The 25083-nt window shown below is 61.7% G+C and carries 21 protein-coding genes and 2 pseudogenes; 12 read left to right on the top strand and 11 right to left on the bottom strand.

Annotated elements, in window-relative coordinates; all coding sequences use genetic code 11:
* Positions 1-30 precede the first annotated feature (30 nt).
* Positions 31-717 carry a DUF6629 family protein gene (locus AQUI_RS0101965; RefSeq protein WP_027256023.1) on the bottom strand — a complete coding sequence of 229 codons (687 nt, stop codon included), beginning with the start codon at positions 715-717 and terminating at the stop codon, positions 31-33.
* 322 nt (positions 718-1039) lie between these two features.
* On the opposite strand from AQUI_RS0101965, the gene AQUI_RS26845 reads away from it, so the two are divergent.
* Entirely contained in the window at positions 1040-1399 is a 360-nt protein-coding gene (locus AQUI_RS26845) for a potassium channel family protein (RefSeq protein WP_245596839.1), read from the top strand.
* 17 nt (positions 1400-1416) lie between these two features.
* Here the strand turns inward: AQUI_RS26845 and nhaA are convergent, their stop codons facing one another.
* The 8 genes from nhaA to AQUI_RS0101910 all read right to left on the bottom strand — a co-directional run bounded on the left by nhaA (position 1417) and on the right by AQUI_RS0101910 (position 12896).
* A complete protein-coding gene (gene nhaA, locus AQUI_RS0101950) occupies positions 1417-2574 on the bottom strand; it encodes a Na+/H+ antiporter NhaA (protein WP_027256021.1) in 1158 nt (385 codons plus the stop codon).
* 100 nt (positions 2575-2674) lie between these two features.
* On the bottom strand, positions 2675-5131 hold the full coding sequence (locus tag AQUI_RS0101940) for a phosphoketolase family protein (protein ID WP_027256020.1): 2457 nt from the start codon (positions 5129-5131) through the stop codon (positions 2675-2677).
* Between the two features lie 28 nt (positions 5132-5159).
* Positions 5160-5585 carry a hypothetical protein gene (locus tag AQUI_RS0101935; protein ID WP_027256019.1) on the bottom strand — a complete coding sequence of 142 codons (426 nt, stop codon included), beginning with the start codon at positions 5583-5585 and terminating at the stop codon, positions 5160-5162.
* A gap of 16 nt (positions 5586-5601) precedes the next feature.
* Positions 5602-7896: a copper-transporting P-type ATPase gene (locus AQUI_RS0101930; RefSeq protein WP_425411806.1), complete on the bottom strand. Its 2295-nt coding sequence runs from the start codon at positions 7894-7896 to the stop codon at positions 5602-5604.
* An 85-nt stretch (positions 7897-7981) separates the two neighbouring features.
* Positions 7982-8908 (bottom strand): ribose-phosphate diphosphokinase, encoded by a 927-nt coding sequence (locus tag AQUI_RS0101925; protein ID WP_035919553.1) that lies wholly within the window; start codon positions 8906-8908, stop codon positions 7982-7984.
* Positions 8905-10407, bottom strand: a complete 1503-nt coding sequence (locus tag AQUI_RS0101920; RefSeq protein ID WP_027256016.1) for a thymidine phosphorylase family protein — start codon at positions 10405-10407, stop codon at positions 8905-8907. The genes AQUI_RS0101925 and AQUI_RS0101920 overlap by 4 nt, the downstream gene beginning before the upstream one ends.
* Complete coding sequence (locus tag AQUI_RS0101915; protein WP_027256015.1) at positions 10404-11786, bottom strand: MBL fold metallo-hydrolase RNA specificity domain-containing protein; 1383 nt, start codon at positions 11784-11786, stop codon at positions 10404-10406. The genes AQUI_RS0101920 and AQUI_RS0101915 overlap by 4 nt, the downstream gene beginning before the upstream one ends.
* Before the next feature lie 36 nt (positions 11787-11822).
* Complete coding sequence (locus AQUI_RS0101910) at positions 11823-12896, bottom strand: YncE family protein (protein WP_051371753.1); 1074 nt, start codon at positions 12894-12896, stop codon at positions 11823-11825.
* A gap of 1039 nt (positions 12897-13935) precedes the next feature.
* On the opposite strand from AQUI_RS0101910, the pseudogene AQUI_RS26840 reads away from it, so the two are divergent.
* From AQUI_RS26840 to AQUI_RS31705, 4 genes and pseudogenes are all read left to right on the top strand, one after another.
* Positions 13936-14673: pseudogene (locus AQUI_RS26840) on the top strand (IS110 family RNA-guided transposase); the annotation flags it as partial.
* A 79-nt stretch (positions 14674-14752) separates the two neighbouring features.
* A complete protein-coding gene (locus tag AQUI_RS31715; RefSeq protein ID WP_027256013.1) occupies positions 14753-14938 on the top strand; it encodes a hypothetical protein in 186 nt (61 codons plus the stop codon).
* Positions 14925-15092, top strand: coding sequence for a hypothetical protein (locus AQUI_RS31710; protein ID WP_245596838.1), 168 nt, complete (start codon positions 14925-14927; stop codon positions 15090-15092). Before AQUI_RS31715 ends, AQUI_RS31710 begins: the two co-directional genes overlap by 14 nt.
* Positions 15093-15311 (top strand): hypothetical protein, encoded by a 219-nt coding sequence (locus AQUI_RS31705; RefSeq protein WP_027256012.1) that lies wholly within the window; start codon positions 15093-15095, stop codon positions 15309-15311.
* Positions 15312-15326: 15 nt separating this feature from the next.
* On the opposite strand, the gene AQUI_RS0101885 is transcribed toward AQUI_RS31705, so the two are convergent.
* Positions 15327-15983, bottom strand: coding sequence for a TetR family transcriptional regulator C-terminal domain-containing protein (locus AQUI_RS0101885; protein ID WP_027256011.1), 657 nt, complete (start codon positions 15981-15983; stop codon positions 15327-15329).
* A gap of 231 nt (positions 15984-16214) precedes the next feature.
* Here AQUI_RS0101885 and AQUI_RS0101880 point away from each other — a divergent pair, with 231 nt between their 5' ends.
* The 7 genes and pseudogenes from AQUI_RS0101880 to AQUI_RS29655 all read left to right on the top strand — a co-directional run bounded on the left by AQUI_RS0101880 (position 16215) and on the right by AQUI_RS29655 (position 24901).
* Positions 16215-17078 (top strand): ABC transporter permease, encoded by an 864-nt coding sequence (locus AQUI_RS0101880; RefSeq protein WP_027256010.1) that lies wholly within the window; start codon positions 16215-16217, stop codon positions 17076-17078.
* Positions 17075-17866 (top strand): ABC transporter permease, encoded by a 792-nt coding sequence (locus tag AQUI_RS0101875; RefSeq protein WP_051371751.1) that lies wholly within the window; start codon positions 17075-17077, stop codon positions 17864-17866. Before AQUI_RS0101880 ends, AQUI_RS0101875 begins: the two co-directional genes overlap by 4 nt.
* Positions 17867-17882: 16 nt before the next feature.
* Complete coding sequence (locus AQUI_RS0101870; RefSeq protein WP_027256008.1) at positions 17883-18983, top strand: ABC transporter ATP-binding protein; 1101 nt, start codon at positions 17883-17885, stop codon at positions 18981-18983.
* Positions 18984-19003: 20 nt separating this feature from the next.
* Positions 19004-20062, top strand: a complete 1059-nt coding sequence (locus AQUI_RS0101865) for an extracellular solute-binding protein (RefSeq protein ID WP_027256007.1) — start codon at positions 19004-19006, stop codon at positions 20060-20062.
* A 74-nt stretch (positions 20063-20136) separates the two neighbouring features.
* On the top strand, positions 20137-22212 hold the full coding sequence (locus tag AQUI_RS0101860) for an oxidoreductase (protein WP_027256006.1): 2076 nt from the start codon (positions 20137-20139) through the stop codon (positions 22210-22212).
* On the top strand, positions 22212-23411 hold the full coding sequence (locus AQUI_RS0101855; protein ID WP_035919550.1) for an aromatic ring-hydroxylating oxygenase subunit alpha: 1200 nt from the start codon (positions 22212-22214) through the stop codon (positions 23409-23411). Before AQUI_RS0101860 ends, AQUI_RS0101855 begins: the two co-directional genes overlap by 1 nt.
* Positions 23412-23943: 532 nt before the next feature.
* Positions 23944-24901: pseudogene (locus tag AQUI_RS29655) on the top strand (IS5 family transposase).
* Positions 24902-24923: 22 nt separating this feature from the next.
* On the opposite strand, the gene AQUI_RS29650 reads toward AQUI_RS29655, so the two are convergent.
* Positions 24924-25067: a CBS domain-containing protein gene (locus tag AQUI_RS29650; protein WP_245596836.1), complete on the bottom strand. Its 144-nt coding sequence runs from the start codon at positions 25065-25067 to the stop codon at positions 24924-24926.
* Positions 25068-25083 lie beyond the last annotated feature (16 nt).

The raw sequence follows: 25083 nt of genomic DNA, 5'->3' as shown, positions 1-25083 counted from the left end.
CTGTCCTTCCTCACGCGGATGGTTGGCCGTTCAAGCAAACAGGACAGGACATTCGCGTGCGCATTTGTTTCGCGCAATGATATAGATCAAGTGAAGGGTGCCAAGACCGGCCAGCAGACAGAAGAACGAAATATAGGCGTAGCGCAGGAACAGGATGTCGACCACGACCACCCCGACGATGGTCAGCGCGAACCAGCGCATGTGGTAGTAGGTCGATATCGCTGGCGGCAGGATGATCAAGGCCAGATAGATCACGTAGGTCATCCAGCGCGGCATCAGGTAATCTAGGAACATCGTGCCTTCATAGGCCAGCGAATCCTGGTTCACCGTCACCTCAACCCAATCCGGATTGGCCAGGTGCGGTACGTAAAGGGCCAGCCCGAACGCAAGGCCGGCCACTGACATCACCGCCATCAAGGGCCGACGCCGACTGTCGGGGGGCTCCAAAACCCAGGATGCCAGCGGGATCCAGAAGGGCCACATGAACCAGGTGAAGAAGATGAATCCCAGCGCGCCCAGAAGCGTGGTGGCCGGGTCGCCGGAGTTCACCCCCCACCAGACGTTGCCTTCCGTGAACTGCTGCAGCCCCGCGAAGACCGGCATCAGCGCAACGGGCAGATATCGGCGATTGATTGCCCAGGCCCGCGTGACTGCATAGGTTCCACCCACGACCAGAAAGGCGCTGGCTGCAAAGCTGACTTCTTGGGACAGGCACACTGATCAGATCTCGACATTAGTGTTTGCGCGGCTTTGTCTACGGTAGCAATCTTCCGGCAGGGCGTCACCACAGTTTCGGCTCGATCCGCATTGCGAACGGTTTGTCTGGCATTTTGTCCGGTGGTCAGGTTTTGGAGCGAACGGTTCTCGGCCCGCCCAGCAGGGATTGAAGTCGTCCCGGTAATCCGGACATAACCCATTCTTGCGTCGACAAGATCAAAAGAGGGATCGTAAATTGCTGATTTCGATAACCATATCCGTCGCCCTATTTGTCGCTACGGCGTATTTGCATCTGATGTCCCTGCGCCTCTGCTCAGGCCCCATGGCATCCGTTCCCATGCGGCCGCATATGCGCGTGCTTTCCATCGTGAGTCTGTTGTTTCTCACCCATCTGTTGCAGATCGGGCTCTTCGCGGGCGGCTTCTGGATTGCGGAGACCGTGTTCGGGATCGGTGGCTTCGAAGGGGCTGCAATGGCACACCCGCTTGACTACCTCTACTTCTCGGCCGTCACCTACACATCGCTCGGGATCGGTGACATCGTTCCAACCGGGCATCTGCGGTTTCTCACCGGTGTCGAGGCGCTGAACGGGCTCTTGCTGATCGCCTGGTCAGCGTCCTTCCTGTTTGCGACGATGAACCGCCTGTGGGACTGGCGGCCCTGCGTGGAACCAGAGGACTAGGAGTGCGCTAACCTTCTCTATTGTCTGACTGATCGGCGTGTTTTGAAAACGAAGATGCCGAGCAAGGCGGCGACAGCCGAACCGCTCACGACTGCGAGCTTTGCCGTTGCAGCAATCGGGGTTGAATCGAATGCCGCGCCGACGATGAACAAGCTCATGGTGAATCCGACACCAGCCAGAAGTGCGACCCCGAATACGTCCCGCAGCGAAGTGTCGGGAGGAAGTGTTCCGATGCGCAGGCGAAGCGCCAGAAGTGTTCCACCGAGAAGTCCCAAAGGCTTTCCGACAATTAAAGCAATCGCAATGCCGATTGCGACAGACCATGCCTGTGGGTCAGCGGAAACAAAATCCAACACGACGCCGCCGTTGAAGAAGGTGAGGACCGGCAGGACAAAGAACAGAGCAAACGGCGAAATGCGCCGCTCGGCGCGCGCGGCCGCTTTTGGCGGAAACGCCGAAAGCGGCAGGGAAAACCCGACTATTGCACCTGCAACGGCTCCTTCGAGGCCGGTTATGATCAGTCCTGCCCAGAGAACGCAGCCGAAGGCAAGGTAAGGCACCAGCGAGGCCTTTCGGGTTCGATTGAGCAGAAGCAGACCTGCCAGGCCGCCAACCACGATCCAAAGCGGCCAAAGCTGATCGAACTCTCCGTAGAACAATGCGATGACAGCCACTGACCCGAGGTCGTCGAATATCGCTGCAGCCGTCGCAAAGGCGATGATCGCGGGTGCCACCTGCCTTGAAACAAGCGAAAGGACACCAAGGACCAGCACGATATCCGTTGCGATCGGGATCGCCCACCCACGAAGGGCGACAATATCTCCGACATTGACTCCAAGATAGATGGCTGCCGGCACAATCATGCCGCCGAGTGCCGCACTTGCCGAAAGCACGGCCGCGCCGGGTTCGGACAGCGCACCTCGGCTCAGCTCATGATTTGTGTGGATGCCAATCAGAAAGAAGAAGACCGCCAGAAGGCCCTGATTGATCCACTCGATCAGGGGGGCTTCGATTGCCCACGCGACCGGTCCCACCCGCAGAGGCAGATGGTGAATAAGCGCGTAGGTATCCGCCAGCGGCGAATTCGCGGCCACCATACCCAGAGCAAGACCGATGAGCATTGCAAGGCCCGCACGCCGCCCATCGCGAACCGATTGTGTGACATGATCCGTCAACTGTGGGCTGACCCATCTTGCGGCGCCAGCCAACGCGACAGGTAGGCGCGTTCAAACAGAAAGACACCGAGGACCGCGAGGGCCGCATAGGCGACAAGGATCATGAGTCGGCCCTCTCAAAGAGAGCATGTTTCGGCGGGCGGCGGCCATTCACCGCGTCGAGTTCGGAACTCGTCAGAAATTCCTCGGCGTGACGGCCCAGAACATCTGCGGCTGCCGTGATGACGTGCGCCCAGGTCGACCGGTTGGCGAAGAGCATGCCGTTCGTGTCGAGGGTGCCGCCACGGCCGCAAAACCCGAGGAACCTGGACGTGCGCGGGCCGGTATCGAGTGGACGGACGAGACCACAGAACGGCTCCGGTCGGGTGTGGGACAGGAAGACCCGTGCCTTGACGGTTTCAGGAAACAACGTGTCGACCACGATCTTCGAGGCCAAGTGTTCCTGTTCGCGGCCGTCCCGCGGGAGGCGGAACCGGCCTGGCTCGAGCACCAGGATGACCCGGTGCCTCACGCCACCTTCAGCCAGACGGGAGGAGGCTCGCAAGGCCTCTGAAAGCTGGTATGCGCCTGTCGCGACAAGAAGCAGTTCTGGTGCGTCCTCACCCAGATCACGAAGGCAGACCGCACCGTCTTTCAGTGCCATTCTCGCCAGCTTGGGAGAGAGCCGGTTCGGGACCTCGCGCTTGGGAACGATCATCGTCCAGATCACGCCGCGCGAGCGGTAGACCGCGTCAAGGCAGGCTGTCGCGCTGTTCCAGTCGACGGGAAAGACGACGCGGGAAAGATCGGACATCTCGCCCCACATCGTCTCGGCCACCGTCGTGTCCTGGTGCGACAACTCGTTCTTGCCGTTCTCCCAGGCATGCGACGTGGCGATCAGCGGCACGCCCAACCAGTAGGGCTCGCGCCCCGCATCGATCATGTGCCGCGTGAAGATCAGGTCCTGGCGCAGTGCCCCGAGCATCTTCGTCGCGAAAGCTTCGTAAGATACCGCGACGTTCAGACCACCCTTGTTCGCGAGAACCGAGCAGACCACCGCTTCTTCGTTGAGAGCGGTGATGACCGAGCCGCTGACCGACTCCGCCAGCCCCGGCTCGGGCGCGGTCACGCGGTGCTTCAGCTGGTCGAGGGTCGTGTTCATCCGGTTGCTCCGCATCTCGTCAGGGTTGCCGGCACGCACGCGAAGTTTGGGATTTTCTATGACGATGGATCGGAAATGCTGGTCAATCCCCGCCATCGGCGAGGCCGGCTCGCCTTCTGCAGCAGCCGACCATGGCGGCTCCGGCAGGTTGGCTGTGACAGGTTTGCGTGAGATCAGCGGATGGTCGCGCTCTTTCGGGCGCTCGGTTGCCGAATGGTTGTTCAGCTGCCGGACAGCAGTCGCCAGCTCGTCCGCGGGCACCCAGAGTCTTGTTGCCCCTTCGTTGAACATTTGGCGTGCGCCAGCATCGCCCCGCGGGTTCCCTTCGAGGGGCAGATTATGCGCCCGGTTCGTGCCGGCGCCGGGAAAGCCGAAGCCCTTGATCGTCTCGGCGATGCCGTAGTGCAGCGGGACAGGATAGGGTTGCTCGCCACGCAGGACCGCCGCCGCGCAGGCGCCGAGACGCTCTTCCATCTCCAGGATTGCCCAGGCAAAGGCGGCAGGATCCCGGCCATCCAGGTCAATCGGGTCAAAGCCGTTCAGGCGAAGATGGCGACGAAACCATTCGACTCCCCCGACCTGGGCCATTGTGGTGCGCTGGTCGATCCGCCGTCCGTTCGCGATCATGATCGGGGTGACCAGTCCGGTGTCGTCCGCTCTCCACCAGCGCGGCGCCCAGTCGCTGCCACGCTGTTCCTCGAATGCACCGTCGCTCAAGAACGCGACGAGGCGCTCTCCGGGCTCCGGCATGTGCCCGTAGAAAAGTCCGGCAAAGCCGAGATACCCGCCCTCGATCAGCCCTCCCGCCGTATGCGGATTGACATGGCTTCCCAGCGGCGACGTTGGTCGCCCGCCGGCGTCGATCCCATAGGAGTAGAAGTCCCGAACAAATCTGGTCAGCCCGTCGTCGGAGAAGGAATACCGCTCTGACTGCGCTGGCGACATGTTGTCGACGATGAGGTTCACCGCGTCGATCGCCGCGACGCAGTGCCCCTGGCCCATCAGCCAGGACCGCGTCGTGCCGCTGAGCGCATTGGCTGCGAGATAGCCAACATAAGCGGGGACCATATTGAGTGATCCTCCGGTGTGACCGTCGGGGTTCGGCTTGAAATCCTCGGATCGAAGGGCCTGTCCGTCGGCGCGGACGGTGCAGGCATACGTCATGTGTACAACAAGCCACATCGCGGCGTTTGCGATCTGGTCCGCAGCCCTGAGAATGGCGTAGCCGGAAGCCTTGTCGGGGATGGCTCCGCGCTGGTGAAGCGCATCGACCATGTCGTGAACGCGCACCTGGGTCAGGCAATCGTGGGCGAGCACCCCAGCGCCGGCAGCCCAATCGGCGAAACTCCGGTCATGGGCGCGATAAAGTGCGGCCCGGTCACGCTGCCGGTGGCTTTCGGGACCGGGGCCGCTCATGCTTGTATTCTCCGGCGTCTGCATATTGTCACCCGTTTTGCCTCGGTATTGCGACGATCCACCCATAGAAGAGCCCGCCAAGGACGGCCGGGATGACTCCTGACAGGATGAAGAGGGAGGATTCTTCTGCCCCGCCAAAATAGCCGAAGCGGATATCGATCCGGCTGCACAGCCAGGCGCAGTAAGACCCGATGACGGCGACAACAAGCGCCGCCCGCAGCAGCGCTGATCGGCCGGCGTAACGAGGTTCGACCCAAAGCAGCGTGAGCGTTCCGATCACCGCGCCCATCGCAAGACCGCATGTCAGCGTCCAGACGACCTTGCCCGCCCAGTCGCCCGCCGGGAACAGAACCATGCCCCAAACGACGAGATAGAAAATCTCCGCCGCCGTGGTCAGCGCAATCGCTGATCCAACGATCAGCAATGGCCGAGGGATCGGTTTGTCGTTTGTCATGCTTCGCTCCATAAATTCAGATCCTCGCGCTTCGCAGGCGCAGCGAATTCAGAACCACCGAGATCGACGAGGCGCTCATGGCAAAGGCGGCGAACATCGGGCTGATCAGGATGCCGAAGAGCGGGAACAACAAACCCGCCGCCACGGGAACACCGCTGGCGTTGTAGATCAGCGCGAAGAACAGGTTCTGGCGAATGTTGCGCATCGTCGCGCGGGCCAGCCTGCGGGCGCGCACGATGCCGTCGAGGTTGCCCTTGACCAGCGTGATCCCGGCGCTCTCGATTGCCACGTCGGCGCCGGTGCCCATGGCGATGCCGACATCGGCCTGGGCCAGCGCGGGTGCGTCGTTCACGCCGTCGCCGGCCATGGCGACCTTACGGCCCTGATCCTGCAGTTCCTTGATGATGCGGGCCTTATCCTCGGGCAGGACGTCGGCGCGAATCTCGTCGATGCCCAGCCGCGCGGCCACGGCCCTGGCCGTTCGTTCATTGTCGCCCGTGGCCATGATTATTCGGAAGCCCAACTCGTGCAGCGCCTTCAGCGCGGCGGGCGTGGTTTCCTTCACCGGGTCGGAAACACAGACCAACCCCGCGACCGCGCCATCGACAATCACGAACATCACCGTCTCACCCTCGTCGCGGCGGGTGTTGGCGGCGTCGGCCAGATGGCCCGCTTCCAACCCCAGATCCTCCACGAGCTTGCGGTTGCCAAGCGCCACAGCCTTGCCGTCCACCATACCCTTGACGCCTTTGCCGGTGACCGCCTCGAAGTCGCCTGCATCGCCCATTTTCACGCTGCGTTCCTCGGCGCCCTCTACGATGGCCTCGGCCAGCGGGTGCTCGGAGCCCTTCTCGAGCGTCGCTGCAAGGCGCAGCACCTCGGCCTCGTCATGCCCGTCCTCAGGCAGAACTGCGGTCAAGCGCGGCTTGCCCATGGTCAGGGTGCCAGTCTTGTCGACGATCAGCGTGTCGACCTTCTCGAACCGCTCCAGAGCCTCGGCGTTCTTGATCAGCACGCCGGCCTGCGCCCCGCGCCCCGTTGCTGTCATGATCGACATCGGCGTTGCCAATCCAAGCGCACAGGGGCAGGCGATGATCAGCACCGCCACTGCCGCAATCAAGGCGTAAGAGAGTGCCGGATCAGGCCCCCAGAGGGCCCAGCCGATGAACGACAGCAGTGCGATGCCGATGACGGCGGGCACGAAGAACCCCGCCACCTGGTCGGCGTATTTCTGGATCGGCGCGCGACTGCGCTGTGCGTTCGACACCATTTCCACGATCTGGCTCAGCATTGTGTCTGCGCCGACGCGTTTGGCTTCGATCACGAGACTTCCGGTGCCGTTGATCGTGGCACCGGTGACCGTCTCGCCTGCGACCTTCTCGACCGGGATCGGCTCGCCCGTGATCATGCTCTCATCGATTGATGACCGCCCGTCGACGACTATGCCATCCACCGGAACCTTGTCGCCCGGGCGCACCCGCAGCCGGTCGCCCACCTGCACGTCTTCCAGCGGGATTTCCTCTTCTCTCCCATCATCGCGGATGATCCGCGCGGTCTTTGCGGCCAGGTCCAGCAACGCCCGGATCGCCTTGCCGGTGCCTTCACGGGCGCGCAGTTCCATCACTTGCCCCAGCAGGACCAGTGTGACGATGACCGCCGCGGCTTCGAAATAGACGCCGACATGCCCCTCGGCATCGCGGAATCCGTCAGGGAAGATGTCCGGCATCAGGACGGCGACGACGCTGAACGCCCATGCAGCCAGAACCCCCATCGAGATCAGCGAGAACATGTTCAAGTTCCATGTCCGGAACGAGTTCCAGCCACGCACCATGAAGGGCCAGCCGCACCACCAGACCACGGGCGTGCCCAGCACCAGCTCAATCCAAAGCGTCGTGCGTTCGCCGAAGATCTCGCGTACGCCCGGAAATCCGACGTAGGGCCCCATGGTGAAAACCAGAAGCGGGATCGTCAGCACCGTGCCGATCCAGAACCGACGGGTGAAATCCACCAGTTCCGGGTTGGGCCCCTCCTCGGCCATGGCTGCATTTTCCAGTTCCAGCCCCATCCCGCAGATCGGGCATGAGCCAGGATGTGTCTGCCGGACCTCGGCGTGCATTGGACAGGTATAGACCGCGCCGGAATAGCCTGCAGGCACGGTGTCATAGTCGCCGCCGCCTGCCCCCGCGTGGCCGTGATGCTCATGCGCGTGGTGGTCGTGATGCGCGTGTTCGCCGGCTTCGCCCTCGGGCACCAGATGCATGCCGCATTTGGGGCAATCGCCTGGCCCGTTCTGACGCACCTCGGGATGCATCGGGCAAACGTAGACGGTGGCGTTGTGATTGGCGTCGGCATGGTGTTGGTGGTTGTTCATGTTTTCAGTTCCGTCGAGAATTCGTTTAGGGCCACAGTGTCTGTCCGTTTGGTGTTTCAACCTTAGCAGACATCGCGTGAGTGATGCTGGTGGCCAGCGGATCGGCTAACGATATGGCGTTGCTGTGATGCGGAATGCTATCCGTCGTGATCACGTGCGCGGCGCCGGCAGCAAGGATGTCTTCGTAGGCACTGCCCGCAAATACCGCGTGGATGATCACGCAGATGGGCGGCCGCATTCCGGCCGCAGTCAGATGCTCCATCGCGCGGATCATTGTGCGCCCGGACGAGGCGATGTCGTCCAAAACAATGGGTGTGCCGTGCTTCAATGCGTCGCTTTTGGGCACGCTGACATCCACCTGCCTGTCACCGGATCGCACCTTGGTCAGCACCTCGTAGGGGCGCCCGGCCATTCTGGCGACCTCGGCCACCCATTGCTGGCTTTCGCTGTCGGGACCCAGGATGACCGCGTCCGGCACCTCCCGCGCAATCCAGGCGGCGATAAACGGCGAGGATCGAACGCGGATTGCGGAAATGCCGAAGACCTGGTCAAGCGACGGAATGCGGTGCAGATGCGGATCGACGGTGACCAGCCAGTCGAAACTGTCCTCCAGAAACTGCGCGAACAGCGGGGCCGTCACGGCTTGACCGGGTGCGAACCGTTTGTCTTGACGCATGTAGGCGAGGTAAGGCGCCACAAGCCCCACGCGCGCGGCCCCCAGTTCGCGCGCCGTGGTCGCCGCAAAGCGCAACGGCAGTGCCAGCGGGTCCGGGTCCCGCAGCGTGGCCAGAAGGACGACATCGCGGCGCTTCATGTTGTCTGGAAGGGTCACGAGGCTTTCCCCGTCGGGGAACTGGTGCAGGTCAACAGCTGCTGTCCCTGCACCCATCTGCTTGGCAAGGTCTTTGGCCAAGGCCGCCATTTCCGGAAAGGCCAGGATGAAGGGGGTCATGGCGCATCCTCCACGCGGAACGGGCTGTCGCCACTGGCGGCATACTCCAGCGCCCACGCCAATTCGCCTTGTGACTCTGCATGAACTTCGAACAAGGGCTGACCGATTTCGACGGTGTCTCCCACGCGCGCGTGCAGCAGAACGCCCGATGTTTTGCGTCCAGGCGCGCCTGCGAGCTTGGCAATCTTGGCGATGCGACGGTTGTCGATTGCCGTAATTTGTCCTGCGTGAGTGGCCTTGATCGGTTGGATTTGTGGCGCTTTGCCCGGTTCGGTGAACCCACCCTGCGCTGTACAAACCGCCATGAATTTAGCCTCTGCCTTGCCATCGTCCAACAGCTCGCCTGCCCATTGGCGCCCGTTCGATCCGACCAGATCCAGCAAGGCCCCCGCGACATCGAGGGCACGCTCGCGCAAATCGGCGGGCGCCTGCGGGCTCCGCCTCAGCACTGCCAGAACGTCATGCGCCTCAAGCGCCGGGCCGATCCCGCAACCAACCGGGGCAGAGCCATCGCTTCTATGAATTGAAAGCTTTTGGCCCAGTGCTGCTGCGACGGCCTGAAGCCTGTCGGCAAGCGTTTTGGCTGCGGCTTCGGTGCGCACCTTCGCCGTAGATCCAACTGGCATGTCAATCAGTACGTGGCTCGATCCCGCAGCTGCCTTCTTTGACAGGATGCTGGCCACCATCTGGCCTTCGCTGTCGAAGTCGAGCGGACGTTCGATCCGGATCAGCATGTCGTCGGCGGGGCTCAGGTCCAGCCGGCGGCCCCAGACGATGCAGCCGCCCTCAGCCTCGACGACGCTTCGCATTGCCGCCTGGTCCAAGGCGACGGGTGCCATGACCTCCATCGTGTCGGCGGTGCCCGCGGGCGACGTGATGGCCCGGCTCGATGTCTTTGGGATCAGGTGCCCCGCGGCCGCCACGATCGCCACGACGATCGGCGTCGTTCGATTGCCTGGAAGGCCTCCGACACAATGCTTGTCGAGAACGGGTCCCTTGCCCCAGTCGAGCCGTGCGCCCGCGTCCCGCATTGCCAATGTCAGAGCGATGGTTTCGGCCTCATCCATCCGGTCTCCGGCGCAGGACGTCACGAAGGCGGCCAGGTCCAGGTCCGAGAGCCGTCTTTGGATGGTATCTGAGATGATCGCGCGGCAAGCGGCGTTATCTAGCCGGCCGCCATAGACCTTGGTGCGGATCGCCGAAGCTGATGCCGGTTGTTCGGGGTGCGAAAACCGGCCGACAGCACCTGTTTGCAGGGCAAGCGCCTCCCATGCCGTATTGCTGAGTGCCGCGGTTTCAGGTGGCAACCAATCGCCGCCGGTGATCACGTTGAGCGTCGCGATGATCCGTTTGTCCTCGACCTCGATCTCGACGCGAGTCTGCGTGGTAAAGCCTTCGGAACGACAGACGTGGCAGTCCTCGCGCATGTAGACGACCGGCTGCCGATAGGTGTCGATATCGGCAGGCACAAGCGGCAGGATATTGTGGCGTCCTGTCATTTCGGAGCGTCCAGCCGGATGGTCTCAAGATGCTCGGGCACCCGCACGTTGCGGCCAAGTTCATGCGCGACCCGGCGTCGAAGCGTATCCGCGGCCTCCGGCTCGCCATGGGTGAGATAGGTCATGCGCGGCGGTGCCGCGGCGCCCATCCAAGACAGGATCTCATCGGCATCCGCATGCCCAGAGAAGGTCTCGAGTTGCACGACCTCGGCTTCTATCCGGTGTTCTTGTCCGAAGATGCGCAGGTTGCGTGCGCCGCCAGCCAGCGAGGCACCCCGGGTGCCGCCGGCCTGAAACCCGGAGAGGATGATGGCATTGCGCCGATCACCACCAAAGCTGACCAGATGGTGTAAGATGCGTCCTCCGGTGAGCATGCCGCTGGCTGAGATAATGATCATCGGTCCTCGTCGGGTGTTGAGTTCCTTTGATTGCTCGACGCTGTTCACCCGTTTGGCGACACGGAACATGTTCACGCAGTCCTCCCAACTGACGTGATGCTCTTCATGATGCCGGTGATAGATTTCGGTCGCATCCACCGCCATCGGGCTGTTGAGATAGACCGGGGCGAAGGGAATTTCGTCGCGCTTCATCAGCCGCGCGACGTGGTACATCAGCCCTTGCGCACGGCCCACGGCGAAAGACGGGATCAGAACCGCACCACCCCGCGCAAAGACCCGCTTCAAAACAGGCGCCAATTCCGCCTCAGGGTCGATGTCGGGGTGCTTGCGATTCCCGTAGGTCGACTCACAGACCAGCACATCGGCCCCACCGAATGGCACCGGCGCGCGCATCATCGGATCCTTGGCATGCCCCAGGTCGCCGCTGAAATGCACTGTGGTGCCATTTATGGTCAGTCGTATCTGCGCTGCCCCCAGCAGGTGGCCAGCGGGAATGAACTCGGCACGGATCCCATCGCCAAGGTCGATACGTTCGTTGAACGAGACGGTGTCAAACTGCTCCAGAGCCGCCTGCGCGTCCTTCAGCGTATAAAGAGGCGTCGGCTTCTTGTGCTCGGAATATTGCTTACGCCGCGCGTATTTCGCCTCTTCCTCCTGCAAATGCCCGCTGTCGGGCAGGATCAGGCCGCAGAGCTCCTTCGTGGCCGGGGTTGAGAGCACCCGGCCACGAAATCCCGCATGGATCAGCGCCGGCAGATAACCGGAGTGATCAAGATGCGCATGGGTCAGAAGAACGGTGTCGATCGTGCCTGGCCGTACCTGAAAAGGCTTCCGGTTTCGCCGCCGCAATTGCTTGAATCCTTGGAACAGCCCACAATCGATCAGGATCCGGCGGTTTGCCCACTCGACCAGGTAACGCGAGCCTGTCACGGTACCGGCCGCGCCGAGAAAGCGAAGTGTCGGTTGGCCATGGAAGGTCATATCGTTCTCCTTTCACCTAATAAGGGTCGCGAACGTCTACTTGCTCAGTGCGACCATCTGGTGCCCCTCGCCTTCGATCGGGATCTCCTTGGTTGCCGTCAGCGTTTTTCCGTCGACAATCCAGACCTTGGGCTCGTCGCGGCTTGACACGAAGATCGACCCCGTCCCGGGGATCGTCGTCAGGTGGTAGGGCGCGGGGGACAAAACAGCGTCGACGATGTTGCCGGATCGCAGGTCAATCGACACGATCCTATCCGTTTCCTTGGCGGCGACCATCAGGTGCGCCTGGTCCTCGGACAAATCCAGGCCGTGGATTTCACCGCCGATTTCAAATGTTCGCACGTCCCGGCCGGTTGACAGATCGATCTCAACGATCCGACCGATGTCTGCGTCAGCCACGAAGAGCATGCCGCCATCAGAGCTCATCGTCAGATGCTCGGGCGCCTCGCCCGCGATCATGTTCCGGCGAACGATCCCGAGCTCGAGATCAACTTCGCTGACTGTCCCGTTCCCAGCATTCGAGATATAAACGATGCCTGGATTAGTACCGAAGACTGCGTAGTTCGGCATGGAGCCCGTGGGAATCCAGGCAACCAGTTCGAAATTGTCGAGATCGGCAACGGATATCCCGTCGCTACTTGGGTGGGTGGATACGGCAAAACGTCCGTCCGGCGAAATCGCTACATGGTGCACGGCACCCGGCACCTCGATTTTGCGAAGCAAATCACCGGTTGCGGCGTCGATCACCGACAAAAGGCTGACACCGGCATCGCTCGGCCCAAGTGCTTTCTTGGGTTTGGAATGGTGTGCCGCGTGTTCGTCGTCACTGACAGCAGCGGGCTTTGACATTTCGGTGGCGTCATCGCGGTCAATTTCCATATAGCTGCCTGCAACGAGGTAGCGGGAATTCGGGCTGCCAGCGAGGCCGTGCACCGCTTCGGTACCTACAATGCGGCCTACATCCTGGCCCGTGACAGCATCGACGATGCGGATCGCATCTGCGCGGCCTTCGGGAATGTAGACGCGCGCAGTATCGGCATTTGCCGATACCGCGGTTAGAGCGGTGGATAGGGAAATGGCAAGAGCCGTCGCGAGAGTCGCAGTTTTCATCGGAGTGGTCCTTTTCATCTTGAAGAAGGGTGTAGGGCGTCCGCCTTGCGCAGCAGAGCTCCGGATCACTGGAAAATCAGCGCGAGCCTCCGCCGCTTGTCCGGCGCGCCGGTTCGAGCGTGGGCTGGTCGGTGCCGAGGGGCGTTTGTGCCGCCGGTTCTGCTGTTACGACATCGCCGCAGCAACAAGAGTTGGTCTGCGTCGCTGACGGCGTCACCTGTTCCCGGGGGAGTGATTTGGAAGGTTCCATGATTGTGGTCCTTTCATGGGCGTTCGAAGCTGTAGACGCAGCAAAGGGCGAAGCATTACGGGCAATGCGCCGATGAAGAGACAGCACGAAGTTATGCTGAACGAACCGTCTGGCGGTCCGCATCAACGGCAGGCACTCAGCCGTGCCGGGGAGGACGAAACAGACCGAAAACGAGTGCCGGAGGCGTCGAATACTGCAGAGGGACAGGTACGATGCTTACGCCTCCAAGGTCGATCGTGGCGCTTTGTGCGCTGCCGAAGAACAGGGTGTGACAGGATGCGACCGTCCCGCAATGCGCGGGCATCACATTTGCGGATACTGGCCCCTCGGACGAAACATCGTGAAGGGAGGTAACGGCAGAAACCCTAGGACTAGCCACCGTGACGTCATCCACATGAGCGTGAGCGACACCTGCGGCCAGCACCGATACCACAATCAGTACCAATGCCGTCGCATGGCACGCCGCAAGAAGCATATTTTTACATGCAGAAAGATTCACGTGGCAGTTCTCCATAGCTAAGAGCGACAAGATTCGACACTGTAGCGCCATGATTTGAGTCAAGACAAAGCCGCAAGGGATATAACGAAACTGTGAGAGTCCGACAAATGCGCCTAAACCGTACGATTCCCGTTGAAGTCGATCTGCTGATCCTGTCGTTTCTGGGTCATTTTTTATGGGAACTGAGCTACCCCCCGAAACTCGGACACTGATGGTGTGGATGCCCCACCCCCAACGGCCTGCTTCGTGGCAAGCTGTTGAGGTTGGTCCAATAGGTAGGAGTGGTATCCATGGAGAATGTATCGGTGATCGGGGTGCATTTGGCGAAGTCGGTGTTCCAGTTGCACGGCGCAGCTGCGGACGGCTCGGTTGTGTTTCGCAAGAAACTTTCGCGCGCGCAGTTCCAATTGTTCATGGAGCGCCATCCTCGCTGTCGGGTCGCTATGGAGGCCTGCGCCTCTGCACATCACTGGGGGCGGATAATGGAAGCACTCGGCCACGAAGTCCGATTGATCCCACTAATTTACGTGAAGCCCTTCGTCAAACGACAGAAAAACGACGCCAACGATGCTGAAGCCATCGTCGAGGCGTCGTTCCGCCCGACAATGCGCTTCGTTGCCGTAAAGTCCGCCGAACAGCTGGCCCGCGCCATGGTGTTCAAAACACGCGATCTGTTAGTCCGGCAGCGCAGTCAGATCGTCAACGCGCTCCGTGGACATCTCATGGAATATGGCGTCATCGCGCCAGCGGGATTGGCCTCCATAAAGTCGCTCATGGCGCGGATCGAAGACCCCGAGGTTGATCTGCCCCCTCTCGTCGTCGAACTGGCCCGCGTCCATCTCGACCACCTTCAAGTTTGCAACGAGCGGATCGCTGTAATTGAACGTCGCCTGCGCGACGAGGCACGCGATGATCCCGAAACGGCGCGACTACAAACGGCCCCTGGAATTGGGCCCGTGAGTGCCATGGCTATCAAGGCCTTCGCACCCCCAATGGAGAGCTTCCGCCGCGGCCGGGACTTTGCGGCTGGGGGGCATGCCGGTCGACAGCTGGGAATTGCTGTTCAATCCGGACTATGCGTCCAAGCTTGCGGACTGCGGCATCGGGGTGCTGGGTTCGCCGGTTGAGATGCTGTCGGTCACCCTGAACTACCTCGGTGCGGACCCCTATTCCGAGGGCCAGGGCGAGATCGCCAAGGCGCAGAAGCTGCTGGCCGGGGCGGCAGAGAACATCCGCTACTTCAGCAACCAGAAGCCCTCCACCGACCTGCCTGGCGGTGATGTATTCCGGTGACGCGGGCATTGCCCAGGCCCGCGCGCTGGAGGTCGGCAACGGGGTGGAAATCCTGTATCCCATTCCCAAGGAGGGCACGCTGATGTGGATCGACCTGATGGCGATCCCGGAGGATGCTCCGAATGCGGATGCGGCCTATGCCTTCATCGACTAAATGCTGCAGCCCGAGGTGATCGCCGAAGTCTCCGACACCGTCTTCTTTGCCAATGCAAATGCGGCCGCAGATGCACATGTTCTGCCGGAAGTGCTCGCAGATCCGGGCATCTATCTGGACGCCGCTACCCTGGCCCGTCTGTTCCCCGACAAAACCCTGGGAGGCAAGGCCCTGCGCCAGCGCACCCGGGCCTGGACCAAGGTGAAATCGGGCATCTGAGCCCGGGCCAGCTGTTTACCGGGCGCGCGCCTGCTTGGGGGGAATGGCACCCTTCAGCGAAAAATGTGTCGGGAACATGGCCGCGAGGAAGCGGAAGATGACTCGCGACGCCTCTTCCCGGTCGAATTGGTCGGGGTGCAGCAGGAAGTCGGTCCACATGCCCTCAAGCAGTGCCAATGTGCCATGGGTTGCATCCCGGGCCGCACCGGTGGCATCCGGTGTTCCGGCCTCGCGCACGATCCGGGAAAAGGCGTTGTGGATCATGCCGCGCAGCCGTCCGTCGCGGGTATCGGAATACTCGGCAACGGCCTTGCGGTTCCTGGCCTCGCCGCGGAAGGCGTACCAGATGCTGACATTGCGCCGGTTCAGCACCCGCTCGCTGAGGTCGCCGCGCACGATCATCTCGACCCGTTCCTGCGGGCTGTCGCCTGCGGTCTGCAACAGCGCTTCCAGGCCGTCGTAATATTCCTCCGACGAATGATGCGCCGCCGCCTGAACCAGTTTGTCCTTGCCGCCGAAATGCAGGTGGATCATGCCGCGTGACAGGCCGGCCCGCTGGATAATCTCGCTGACGGATGTTTCCGAAATACCCTTCTCCGCAACCGAATCCAGCACAGCCCCGATCAGGGCCTGGCGGTTCTGCTCGCGGTTCTGTTCCCGTTTTCCCGGCATCTGACTACTGTTGTTTTTGATGGCATTCACAATTCGGCACCCCGCAGCAGGCAGCGCCATGCCAGCATTGTTCGCATATCACCTGCAGAATATCCAGTAAAAATGGACGTTTGTCCATTTTCTTGAGAATCTTGTTGACAGATGCATGCCCTGACCGCCACTCTTTTATGGACGATTGTCCATTTTTAATGCGGCACCCGCGCAAACAAAAACGGTAAGCGATACCCAGCAATGGCCGGAATTCTAAAAACCGAAGCAGGCAAAGGTCTGGCGCTCAGCGCGCCGGCGTCGCTTTATGTGGGCCTGCTGGTTGCGGCGCCGCTGGGCATCCTGGTCGCCTACAGCTTCTGGACCCAGACCTATGTCGAGATCGACAAGACGCTAACCTGGGCCAACTACGCCGAGGCCGCCACCGATCCGCTGGTGCGCCACCTGATGCTGCGCTCCATCGCCATCGCCGGGGCGGTGACGGCGGCGACCGTGGCGCTGGCCTATCCGATTGCCTATTTCATCGCCTTCCGCACCCACAAGAAAACCCTGTGGCTTTTGCTGATCACCATTCCGTTCTGGTCCAGCTATCTGCTCAGAGTGTTCAGCTGGAAACTGATCCTGGGCTTTAACGGAGTGATGAACTCAGCGCTGCTTTCAATGGGCATCGTCACCGAGCCGCTGACCTTCCTTCTGTACAATGAATTTGCCGTGGTGCTGACGCTGGCCCATGCCTGGGCGCCCTTTGCGATCCTGCCGATCTATGTCTCGCTGCAAAAGATCGACCGTTCGCTGCTGGAAGCCGCCACCGATCTGGGATGCAGCAAACTGGAGCGCTTTTTCCGTGTCACCCTACCCCTGACCATTCCGGGCATCATTGCCGCCAGCCTGATCATCTTTATCCCCACCGTCGGCGACTATGTGACCCCGTCGCTGGTCGGCGGCTCGCAGGGCAAGATGGTGGCTAACCTGATCCAGGTACAGTTCGGCCCCGCCAACAACTGGCCGCTGGGCGCAACCCTGTCGCTGGTGGCCATGGCCTCGGTCGGCTTTGTGGCGATCCTGTTTGTGATCCTCGCCACCGCCTTGGGCAGGAGGATCCGATGAGCAGACCTTTCCGTTTCCCCTGGCTGCTGGCCTATGCCATCAGCTACCTGATCTTCCTCTATCTGCCGGTGCTGCTGCTGCCGCTGTTCTCTTTCAACGACGGCACGATTGTTGCGTTCCCGATGAAGGGCTTCACGCTGAAATGGTATGCCCTGCTGGGCGCGCAGGACACGCTGCTGCAGGCGATGGTGAATTCGCTGATCGTCGGCGCGGTCACCGCAGTGGTTGCCACGTCGCTGGGGCTGTTCGCCGCCCGCGCCTATGTCCGCTACCGGTTCAAGGGACGTGACATCTCCGAGGGGCTGGTGATGCTGCCGCTGGTCATTCCTGGCATTATCGTCGCCTCCTCTATGCTGGTTCTGTTCATCTCCCTTGGGCTGAAGCCGTCGCTGACGACTGTGATACTGGGCCATGTGTTTGTCGCCCTGCCCTTTGCGGTCTCGATCATGAAATCCGCCTTTGACGACTTCGACCAATCGCTGGAAGAAGCCGCCTTTGACCTTGGTGAAAGCGTCATCGGCACCTTCCGCCGGGTGACCCTGCCGATCGTGGCACCGGGGATTGTTGCCAGCCTGCTGGTCACCTTCACCGTGTCGTTCGACGAATTTGTGCTGGCCTTCTTCCTGTCCGGCAACCAGCCCACCCTGCCGGTCTATATCTGGAGCCAGATCCGCTTTCCGGCCAAGCTGCCGAACACGCTGGCGCTTGGCTCGCTGCTGCTGCTCGCCTCGGTCCTGCTGCTGCTGACCGCCGAATACTTCCGCCGCCGCTCCTCCAAATCCGCCTGAGAGTAAGGATCTATTGATGACCACTCAGAACATCATCGAAATCTCCGGCGTGGAAAAGCGCTTTGGCACGTTTGTGGCAGTGCGTGATCTGAACCTCGAGTTGAAGGAGGGCGAGTTTTTCTCGCTCCTCGGCCCCTCCGGCTGCGGCAAGACAACGGCGCTGCGGATGATTGCGGGTTTTCAGGATCATGACGAGGGCACCATCCGCATCGGCGGCCAGGACATGGCGCATATCCCTGCCAACAAGCGCCCGGCAAATATGGTGTTCCAGTCTTATGCGATCTTCCCGCATCTCAATGTCGGCGACAATGTCGCCTTCGGGCTGCGCAAACTGAAGCTCACAAAGGCCGGGATCAATGACCGCGTCGCTGAAGCGCTTGAGATGGTGGAGCTGGGCGGGCTGCAATCGCGCAAGGCCACTGAACTGTCGGGCGGCCAGCGCCAGCGGGTCGCACTGGCCCGGGCGCTGGTGATGCGGCCCAAGGTGCTGTTGCTGGATGAGCCGCTGTCGGCGCTCGACAAGAACCTGCGAGAGGCGATGCAGTTCGAGATGCGGCGCCTGCAGCAGAAATTGGGCATCACTTTTGTCATGGTCACCCACGACCAGTATGAGGCAATGACCATGTCCGACCGCATCGGCGTGATGTTCAAGGGCCAGCTGAAGCAAGTCGACAAGCCGGAAGTCCTCTATGCCCGGCCCTGCAGCCGGGAGGTCGCGGCCTTCATCGGCGGCATGAATTTCCTGGACGCGGCTGTCACCGGCGAAGCGGATGGCAAGCTGCAGGCCCAGGTGCAGGGTTTCGGCCCGCTGACCATTGATGTAAATTCCAATGTGGCGCAGCGCGGCCCGCAGCTGCTGGCGGGCATCCGCCCCGAGCAGCTGGAGATTTCGGCGCAAAAACCCGAAGGCTACGACGGCTATTTGCAAGGCACCGTCACCAACGCCGCCTTCTACGGTGAGAACGTGCATTACCACGTCACCGCCGACGGGTTGCAGCAGCCCATTGCAGTGTCGGTGCCGAACTACTTCCACACGGTTGATCACAAGCAGGGCGACCCGGTCTGGCTGGGGGTGCAGAACGCCTCCGTCATCGACCTCGGCACCCGCGAGGCATGAGAATAAAGGGAGGGAAACACATGAAACATCTCAACACAGTGCTGGCCGCAGCTGCGGCCGTGACCGCCTCGGCTGGGATCGCATCCGCCGATGCGTCCAGCCTGTCGGTCTTTGACTGGTCCGGTTACGAGGATCAGGGATTCTATGGCGATTACGTCGCCAAATACGGCGGCGGCCCCAGCTATACCTACTTCGGCAGTGTCGAGGAGGCCTTTACCAAGCTGCAATCGGGTTTTGCCGCCGACCTTGCCCACCCCTGCACCGACGGCTTGCGCAAATGGGTGGCAGCGGGGTTGGTGAAGCCCATCGACACCTCGAAAATCAGCAACTGGGACAATCTGTTGCCGCAGATCAAGGATGTGGACGGCATCACCATCGACGGCCAGACCTACATGGTGCCGTTTGAGTGGGGCAACACCGGGCTGATCTACCGCACCGACCAGATCGACGCTGCCGATGTCTCGCTGCAATTGCTGGGTGATCCGGCACACCAGGGCAAGATCGCCATCCCGGACGCCGCCTCCTCTGCCTATGCGATGGCGGCGCTGGCCACCGGCGCCTCCAGCTATACCGATATGTCGGATGAAGAATTCCAGAAAGCCTCCGGTTTTCTGCGCCAGATCCACCCGAATGTGCGGTTTTACTGGTCCGATGCCGGCCAGCTGGACCAGGCCCTTGCCTCGGGAGAGGTCACCATGGGCTGGGGTTGGAACCAGTCAGAGCTGAACCTGATCTGGAACGAAACCCCCGCCAAAATGATGCGCGACACCGACAAGGGCATTGCCACCTGGGTCTGCGGCTATGTGCACTTGAACTCCTCAACCCAAAGCGATGAGCAGGTCTATGACATGCTGAACGCGCTGAGCTCCGAAGCCAGCGGCAAATATATCATCGAGAACTGGGGTTACGCCCATGCCAATGCAGATGCCTTTGCCTCAGCTGATCAGGATCTGATCACGACATACGGCTTTGCCGATGTGGACAGTTTCTTTGAGGACAGCCTGTTCTTTGACGCTGTAAAGCCCGAACTTGAGGGCCGGATGCTGAAGGAATTCGAACGCATCAAAGCCGGGTTCTGATCCAACCGGCGGCGGGCACTGAAACCCGCCGCACCGCCAAGACCAAACAATCAAGACACAAAGGATGTGCCAGCATGCCAGGCGCAAATGGGTATTCCATTCTGTTCGAGCCGGTGAAAATCGGCCCCGTCACCGCCCGCAACCGCTTTTTCCAGGTGCCGCATTGCACCGGGCTGGGGCATGTGCGGCCCCAGGCCGAAGCCGCCGTGCGCGCAATGAAAGCCGAAGGCGGCTGGTCCGTGGTTTCAACGCAAGAGACCGAGATCCACCCGACCTCCGATCTTGGCCCCTATGCAGAGCACCGGCTGTGGGACAAACATGACATCCCGGCACTGCAGCTGATGACGGAACAGGTTCACGCCAAGGGATCGCTGGCGGCGATCCAGCTTGCCCATAACGGCCATCACGCCACCAACCACCTGACCCGCGCCCCGGCACTGGGGGTCAGCGACCGCCCCATTGATGCGGTCTATCCGAAGCAAGCCCGCGCCATGGACAAGCAGGACATCCGCGACTTGCGCCGCTGGCACCGCGACGCGGCACTGCGCGCTAAGGAAGCCGGGTTCGACATCGTTTATGTCTACGCCGGCCACCAGATGACGCTGGCCCACCACTTCCTGTTGCCTCAGTACAACAGCCGCAGCGATGAATACGGCGGCAGCCTGGAAAACCGCGTCCGCCTGACCCGCGAACTGCTGGAAGACACCCGCGAAGTTCTGGACGGCCACTGCGCCGTCGCCTTCCGCTTTGCTGTTGACCAGATGATGGGCGCTGATGGCATGCAGGCCGGCGAGGAAGGCCGCGCCGTGGTGGAGATGCTGGCGGACCTGCCCGACCTTTGGGACGTGAATGTCGCCGACTGGAGCAACGACAGTATGACGACACGCTTCCAGCCCGAGGACGGCTATCAGATCCCTTACACCGATTTCGTGAAGCAGGTGACGAACAAGCCTGTGGTAGGCGTCGGGCGGTTCACCTCGCCGGATCTTATGGCCTCGTTGGTCTCCAAGAGCGTGCTGGACCTCATCGGTGCCGCACGTCCGTCGATTGCCGACCCCTTCCTGCCGAAAAAGATCGAGGAAGGCCGGATCGAGGAGATCCGCGAATGCATCGGCTGCAATATCTGTGTGTCAGCTGACAATCTGGGTGTTTCCATCCGCTGCACCCAGAACCCCACCATGGGAGAGGAATGGCGGCGCAAGTGGCACCCCGAAGTGATCGCCCCGAAACAGAATGAGGAAGCGGCACTGGTGGTCGGCTCCGGCCCTGCCGGGCTGGAATGCGCGATGCAGCTGGCCAAGCGCGGCTATCAGGTGACGCTGACCGAAGCCGCAGAGGACTTCGGCGGCAGGGTACTGAAGGAAAGCCGGCTGAAGGGCCTGTCCGCCTGGAAACGGGTTGCCGACAACCGCCTGTGGGACCTGCAGCAGCGCGGCAATGTGCAGATGTTCACCAGCAGCCCGGTCACCGCAGCGGAGGTCGCAGATCTGGGCATCCCCAATGTGTTCCTTGCCACCGGCAGCACCTGGCACCGCGACGGGCGCGGGCGGACGTCGCCGCTGCCCTTGGATATCAAGGGCATACCCGTGTTTACGCCCGACGATGTGATGGCGGGCACCCTGCCGCCGGACAATGGCCCGGTGCTGCTTTACGATGACGATCAGGGCTACATCGGCGGGGTGCTGGCCAGCCATCTGGCTGCCGCAGGCCGCAAGGTTGTGCTGGTGACGCCGGGCTCGATCGCCTCAGCGTTCACCGAACTCACGCTGGAACAGCACCGGGTGCAAGCCGAGCTGCTGGAAGCGGGTGTGGAGATCGCTCCGCTGCATGCCCTGCAATCAGCGGATGCCACCGGCGCGGAGCTGGCCTGCATCTACACCAGCCTCACCCGCCGCGTGAATTGCGCCAGCCTGCTGATGGTGACCTCCCGCCAGCGGGACACCGCGCTTTGCGACGACCTGAAGGCAAACCACGCCCACCGCTTCACCACGCTGGAGCTGATCGGCGACGCTGCTGCTCCGGGCCTGATTGCCGATGCGGTCTTTGCCGGCCATCTGGCCGCACGCAATTTCGAACGCGATCCGGCGGCGGCTGACGCCGAATGGTTCCGCCGTGAACTGATCTCTCTGAACGATATGGGAGGCACCTGATGCCCAACGATGATTTGCAAGTGATGCACGCACTGATGGACAGCCATCAGGAGGGCTTTGCGCTGGACCGCCATTTCTATACCTCGGAAGCGGTCTATGACCACGACATCAAGATGTTCTGGAACCGCAACTGGATCTGGGTCGGCCATGTCAGCCAGATTGCAGAGCCGGGCGACTATTTCCTGTTCGACTACGGCCCGGAATCGGTGATCGTGGTGCGTGACCGCGAGAATGAAGTGCGCGCGCATCTGAACGTCTGCCGCCACCGCGGCTCCCGTGTCTGCCTGGAAAAGCAGGGCACTGCGCGGGTGTTCTCCTGCCCCTACCATGCCTGGACATTCGGCCTGGACGGGCGCCTGCGCGGCGGCCGCGCGATGGGGCCGGATTTTGATCCTGCCGACTATGGCCTGTTCCCGGTGCAGGTGCAGATCTTCCAGGGGCTGATATTCGTCTGTGCCGATGACAATCCGCCGCCGCTTGAGGAAAGCCTGAACCTGCTGGCGCCGCTGTCTGCACCGATGCAGCTGGAGAATCTGAAACTCGCGCATGAGGCTTCCTATCCGGTTCCCGCCAACTGGAAACTGGCGCTTGAAAATTATCTTGAGTGCTACCATTGCGCCCCGTCGCACCAGGAATATTCCCGCAGCCACTCGCTGAAGGATCCTGCGGATGTGGAAAAATATGGCGAAGCCCTGCGCGAACGCTCCGCAGCCATTGGCCTGCCGGTGCAGGAACTGGACCTGACCGGTCCCAACGCGCTGGCGCCGGGGTCCGATGTCTATTGGCGCCGCTACCCGCTGTTCCCCGGCTACCAGACCGGCAGCCAGGAGGGCGGGCCGCTGGCCCCGCCCTTGGGCCGCCTGACCGGCCACGATGGCGGAGCAACCGACCTGGCTGTCGGTACGCTGAACTATTTTCTGATCTATGCCGACCACCTGGTGGGCTACCGGTTTGTGCCCAGATCCCTGCAGGAAACGGACATCCAGATCGCGTGGTATGTGCGCGGCGATGCCGAACCCGGCGTCGATTATGACACCAGCGCCCTGACCTGGCTCTGGCATGTCACCTCGCTTGATGACGAACGGATCATCCGCCACAATCAGGAGGGAGTGAACTCGCACCGCTTTGCGCCCGGCCCGCTGTCCGAGATGGAATGGAGCCTGCCCGGCTTTTACCGCAGCTACTTCAACATGATCTGATCAGCCTGAGCTCTCAAAGCGACTCCAGGCGGCATGAAACGGCCTGCTGGTACATTTCCGGAAACCTCTATATGGTTGGCGTCACCAAAATCCAAACCCAGGGCCGTAGCGGTGGTCGCGAGGCTCGCGCTGCCGCCCCGCACCCAGCCAACGCCTTCCCAAGCTTTCGGTGCATGCCTCTTCGGTGGGCGTTGCAGGACCCCGTCCAAGGCAGGGATGCAGAAGATCCGCCAATCGGCGCAGACCATCCTGGTGCAAACCGGTATTGGAACCCGACCAAGGAACTGTTGGATCTTATCCTGCCCAAAATCACTGAGGGGAATACCCATGGACGGATTTGCTTTCTGCCCAAATGTCTCCTCATTGAGGAGAAAACATACTCTACAGTAACAAAGTTTCGGGTGTACATTTTGCCTGCCCAAAGCTTTCACCTGAAACGTGACTATTGCGGGGAATGCCCTCCGGACTAGGGTCAGGATGCATTGATTTCCGATTTGCCGTGTGATTCAGAGCTCGAAAACGAGCGGTGTACATGTCTGATCTTTTCCGGCTGGGCGACGCGCAGATGGCGCGTCTTGAACCCTTCTTTCCCAGGTCCCCCGGCAAGCCTCGCGTCGATGACCGGCGCGTTTTGAGCGGGAGTGAGGAGGATCAGAAAACGATCCAGTGAATCGTTTTCCCGACGAACCTTCATCAACCGCAATGGATTGCGCTGGCGGGACGCTCCTGCTGAATACTGTCCGCGCAGTGAGGCGGGACCGTCGCCCCAGCGGGGCGGCGTCAGCCCGGTGAACGCTTTACAGCCGGTGGAAGCGCTGGAGCGAGAATGGCATCTTCGCTCGAATGATGGCCGGGCCGGTCTCCGGTCACAGGGAAGAGAAGACTGTGATGACCCCCTCTCATCGAAACTGCGTTTCGACTGCCGGGCAGTGGACGCAACTTATCTGAAAGCCCATCGGACAGCGACCGGTACGGGCGTGAAAAAGGGGGGCGTGGACGCCTGATCCCTTGCCCGGCAGGGCATTGCGCAGCAATGTCCCGAGAGGGGCCGGACCAAAGGCGGCATGAACACGAAGCTGCATGCCATCTGCGACCGCCAGGGCCGGCCGCTCAGCCTGTTTATCACCGCCGGGCCCCTTCTCGGCGATGCAAACATCGCCTGTCAGGCGGCGGGTCAGCGACGACATCGGCGCGCGGGCGCAGCTAAGCAGCTTGCCAAAAGCCGGTTGGCTGCTTGGGGACCGCGGCTATGACGCCGGCGGGTTCAGGGAAGCGTTAAAAGACAAAGGGGGCGCGGCTGTATCCCCGGTCGAAAGCAGCGCAAGAAGCCTGTGAAATACGGCAAACGCCGCTACAAACGGCGCAACCGTATCGAGATCATGTCCGGCAGGCTCAAGGACTGCAGGCGCGCCGCAACACGCTGCGACAGGTGCCCCGAGGTATTCCTGTCAGCAATCGCCCGCGCGGCGTTAGTCATTTACTGGTTATGAATCCTGACCCTAGGCCCCGCCGCTAACGGTACTCGGCAATTCCACCCAGCGCCTCCCCGGCCTGCTGCTCCGAGGCATGCACGGCAATGTCCGTAACCGGCAACAGCCCCGCCAGCCGCCCCTCCTCATCCAGCACCGGCAGCCGACGGACCTGGTGGTTGCCCATTAGACCGGATGATCGG

Source organism: Leisingera aquimarina DSM 24565 (genome assembly GCF_000473165.1).
Classification (GTDB): Bacteria; Pseudomonadota; Alphaproteobacteria; order Rhodobacterales; family Rhodobacteraceae; genus Leisingera; species Leisingera aquimarina.
The sequence above is the reverse complement of the archived record's forward strand: the minus strand, read 5'-3'. Positions and strand labels throughout refer to the sequence as shown.

What these genes read in the sequence shown, in the direction of transcription:
- AQUI_RS0101915 (WP_027256015.1), bottom strand. Translation starts at nt 11,786, where the DNA reads ATGACCTTCCATGGCCAACCGACACTTCGCTTTCTCGGCGCGGCCGGT.
- AQUI_RS0101855 (WP_035919550.1), top strand. Translation starts at nt 22,212, where the DNA reads ATGCCCAACGATGATTTGCAAGTGATGCACGCACTGATGGACAGCCAT.
- AQUI_RS0101925 (WP_035919553.1), bottom strand. Translation starts at nt 8,908, where the DNA reads ATGACCCCCTTCATCCTGGCCTTTCCGGAAATGGCGGCCTTGGCCAAA.
- AQUI_RS0101930 (WP_425411806.1), bottom strand. Translation starts at nt 7,896, where the DNA reads ATGCATCCCGAGGTGCGTCAGAACGGGCCAGGCGATTGCCCCAAATGC.
- AQUI_RS0101860 (WP_027256006.1), top strand. Translation starts at nt 20,137, where the DNA reads ATGCCAGGCGCAAATGGGTATTCCATTCTGTTCGAGCCGGTGAAAATC.
- AQUI_RS26845 (WP_245596839.1), top strand. Translation starts at nt 1,040, where the DNA reads ATGGCATCCGTTCCCATGCGGCCGCATATGCGCGTGCTTTCCATCGTG.
- AQUI_RS29650 (WP_245596836.1), bottom strand. Translation starts at nt 25,067, where the DNA reads ATGGGCAACCACCAGGTCCGTCGGCTGCCGGTGCTGGATGAGGAGGGG.
- AQUI_RS31705 (WP_027256012.1), top strand. Translation starts at nt 15,093, where the DNA reads ATGCTGCAGCCCGAGGTGATCGCCGAAGTCTCCGACACCGTCTTCTTT.
- AQUI_RS0101940 (WP_027256020.1), bottom strand. Translation starts at nt 5,131, where the DNA reads ATGAGCGGCCCCGGTCCCGAAAGCCACCGGCAGCGTGACCGGGCCGCA.
- AQUI_RS31710 (WP_245596838.1), top strand. Translation starts at nt 14,925, where the DNA reads ATGTATTCCGGTGACGCGGGCATTGCCCAGGCCCGCGCGCTGGAGGTC.
- AQUI_RS0101935 (WP_027256019.1), bottom strand. Translation starts at nt 5,585, where the DNA reads ATGACAAACGACAAACCGATCCCTCGGCCATTGCTGATCGTTGGATCA.
- AQUI_RS0101870 (WP_027256008.1), top strand. Translation starts at nt 17,883, where the DNA reads ATGACCACTCAGAACATCATCGAAATCTCCGGCGTGGAAAAGCGCTTT.
- AQUI_RS0101910 (WP_051371753.1), bottom strand. Translation starts at nt 12,896, where the DNA reads ATGAAAACTGCGACTCTCGCGACGGCTCTTGCCATTTCCCTATCCACC.
- AQUI_RS0101880 (WP_027256010.1), top strand. Translation starts at nt 16,215, where the DNA reads ATGGCCGGAATTCTAAAAACCGAAGCAGGCAAAGGTCTGGCGCTCAGC.
- AQUI_RS0101885 (WP_027256011.1), bottom strand. Translation starts at nt 15,983, where the DNA reads ATGCCGGGAAAACGGGAACAGAACCGCGAGCAGAACCGCCAGGCCCTG.
- AQUI_RS0101865 (WP_027256007.1), top strand. Translation starts at nt 19,004, where the DNA reads ATGAAACATCTCAACACAGTGCTGGCCGCAGCTGCGGCCGTGACCGCC.
- AQUI_RS0101875 (WP_051371751.1), top strand. Translation starts at nt 17,075, where the DNA reads ATGAGCAGACCTTTCCGTTTCCCCTGGCTGCTGGCCTATGCCATCAGC.
- AQUI_RS0101920 (WP_027256016.1), bottom strand. Translation starts at nt 10,407, where the DNA reads ATGACAGGACGCCACAATATCCTGCCGCTTGTGCCTGCCGATATCGAC.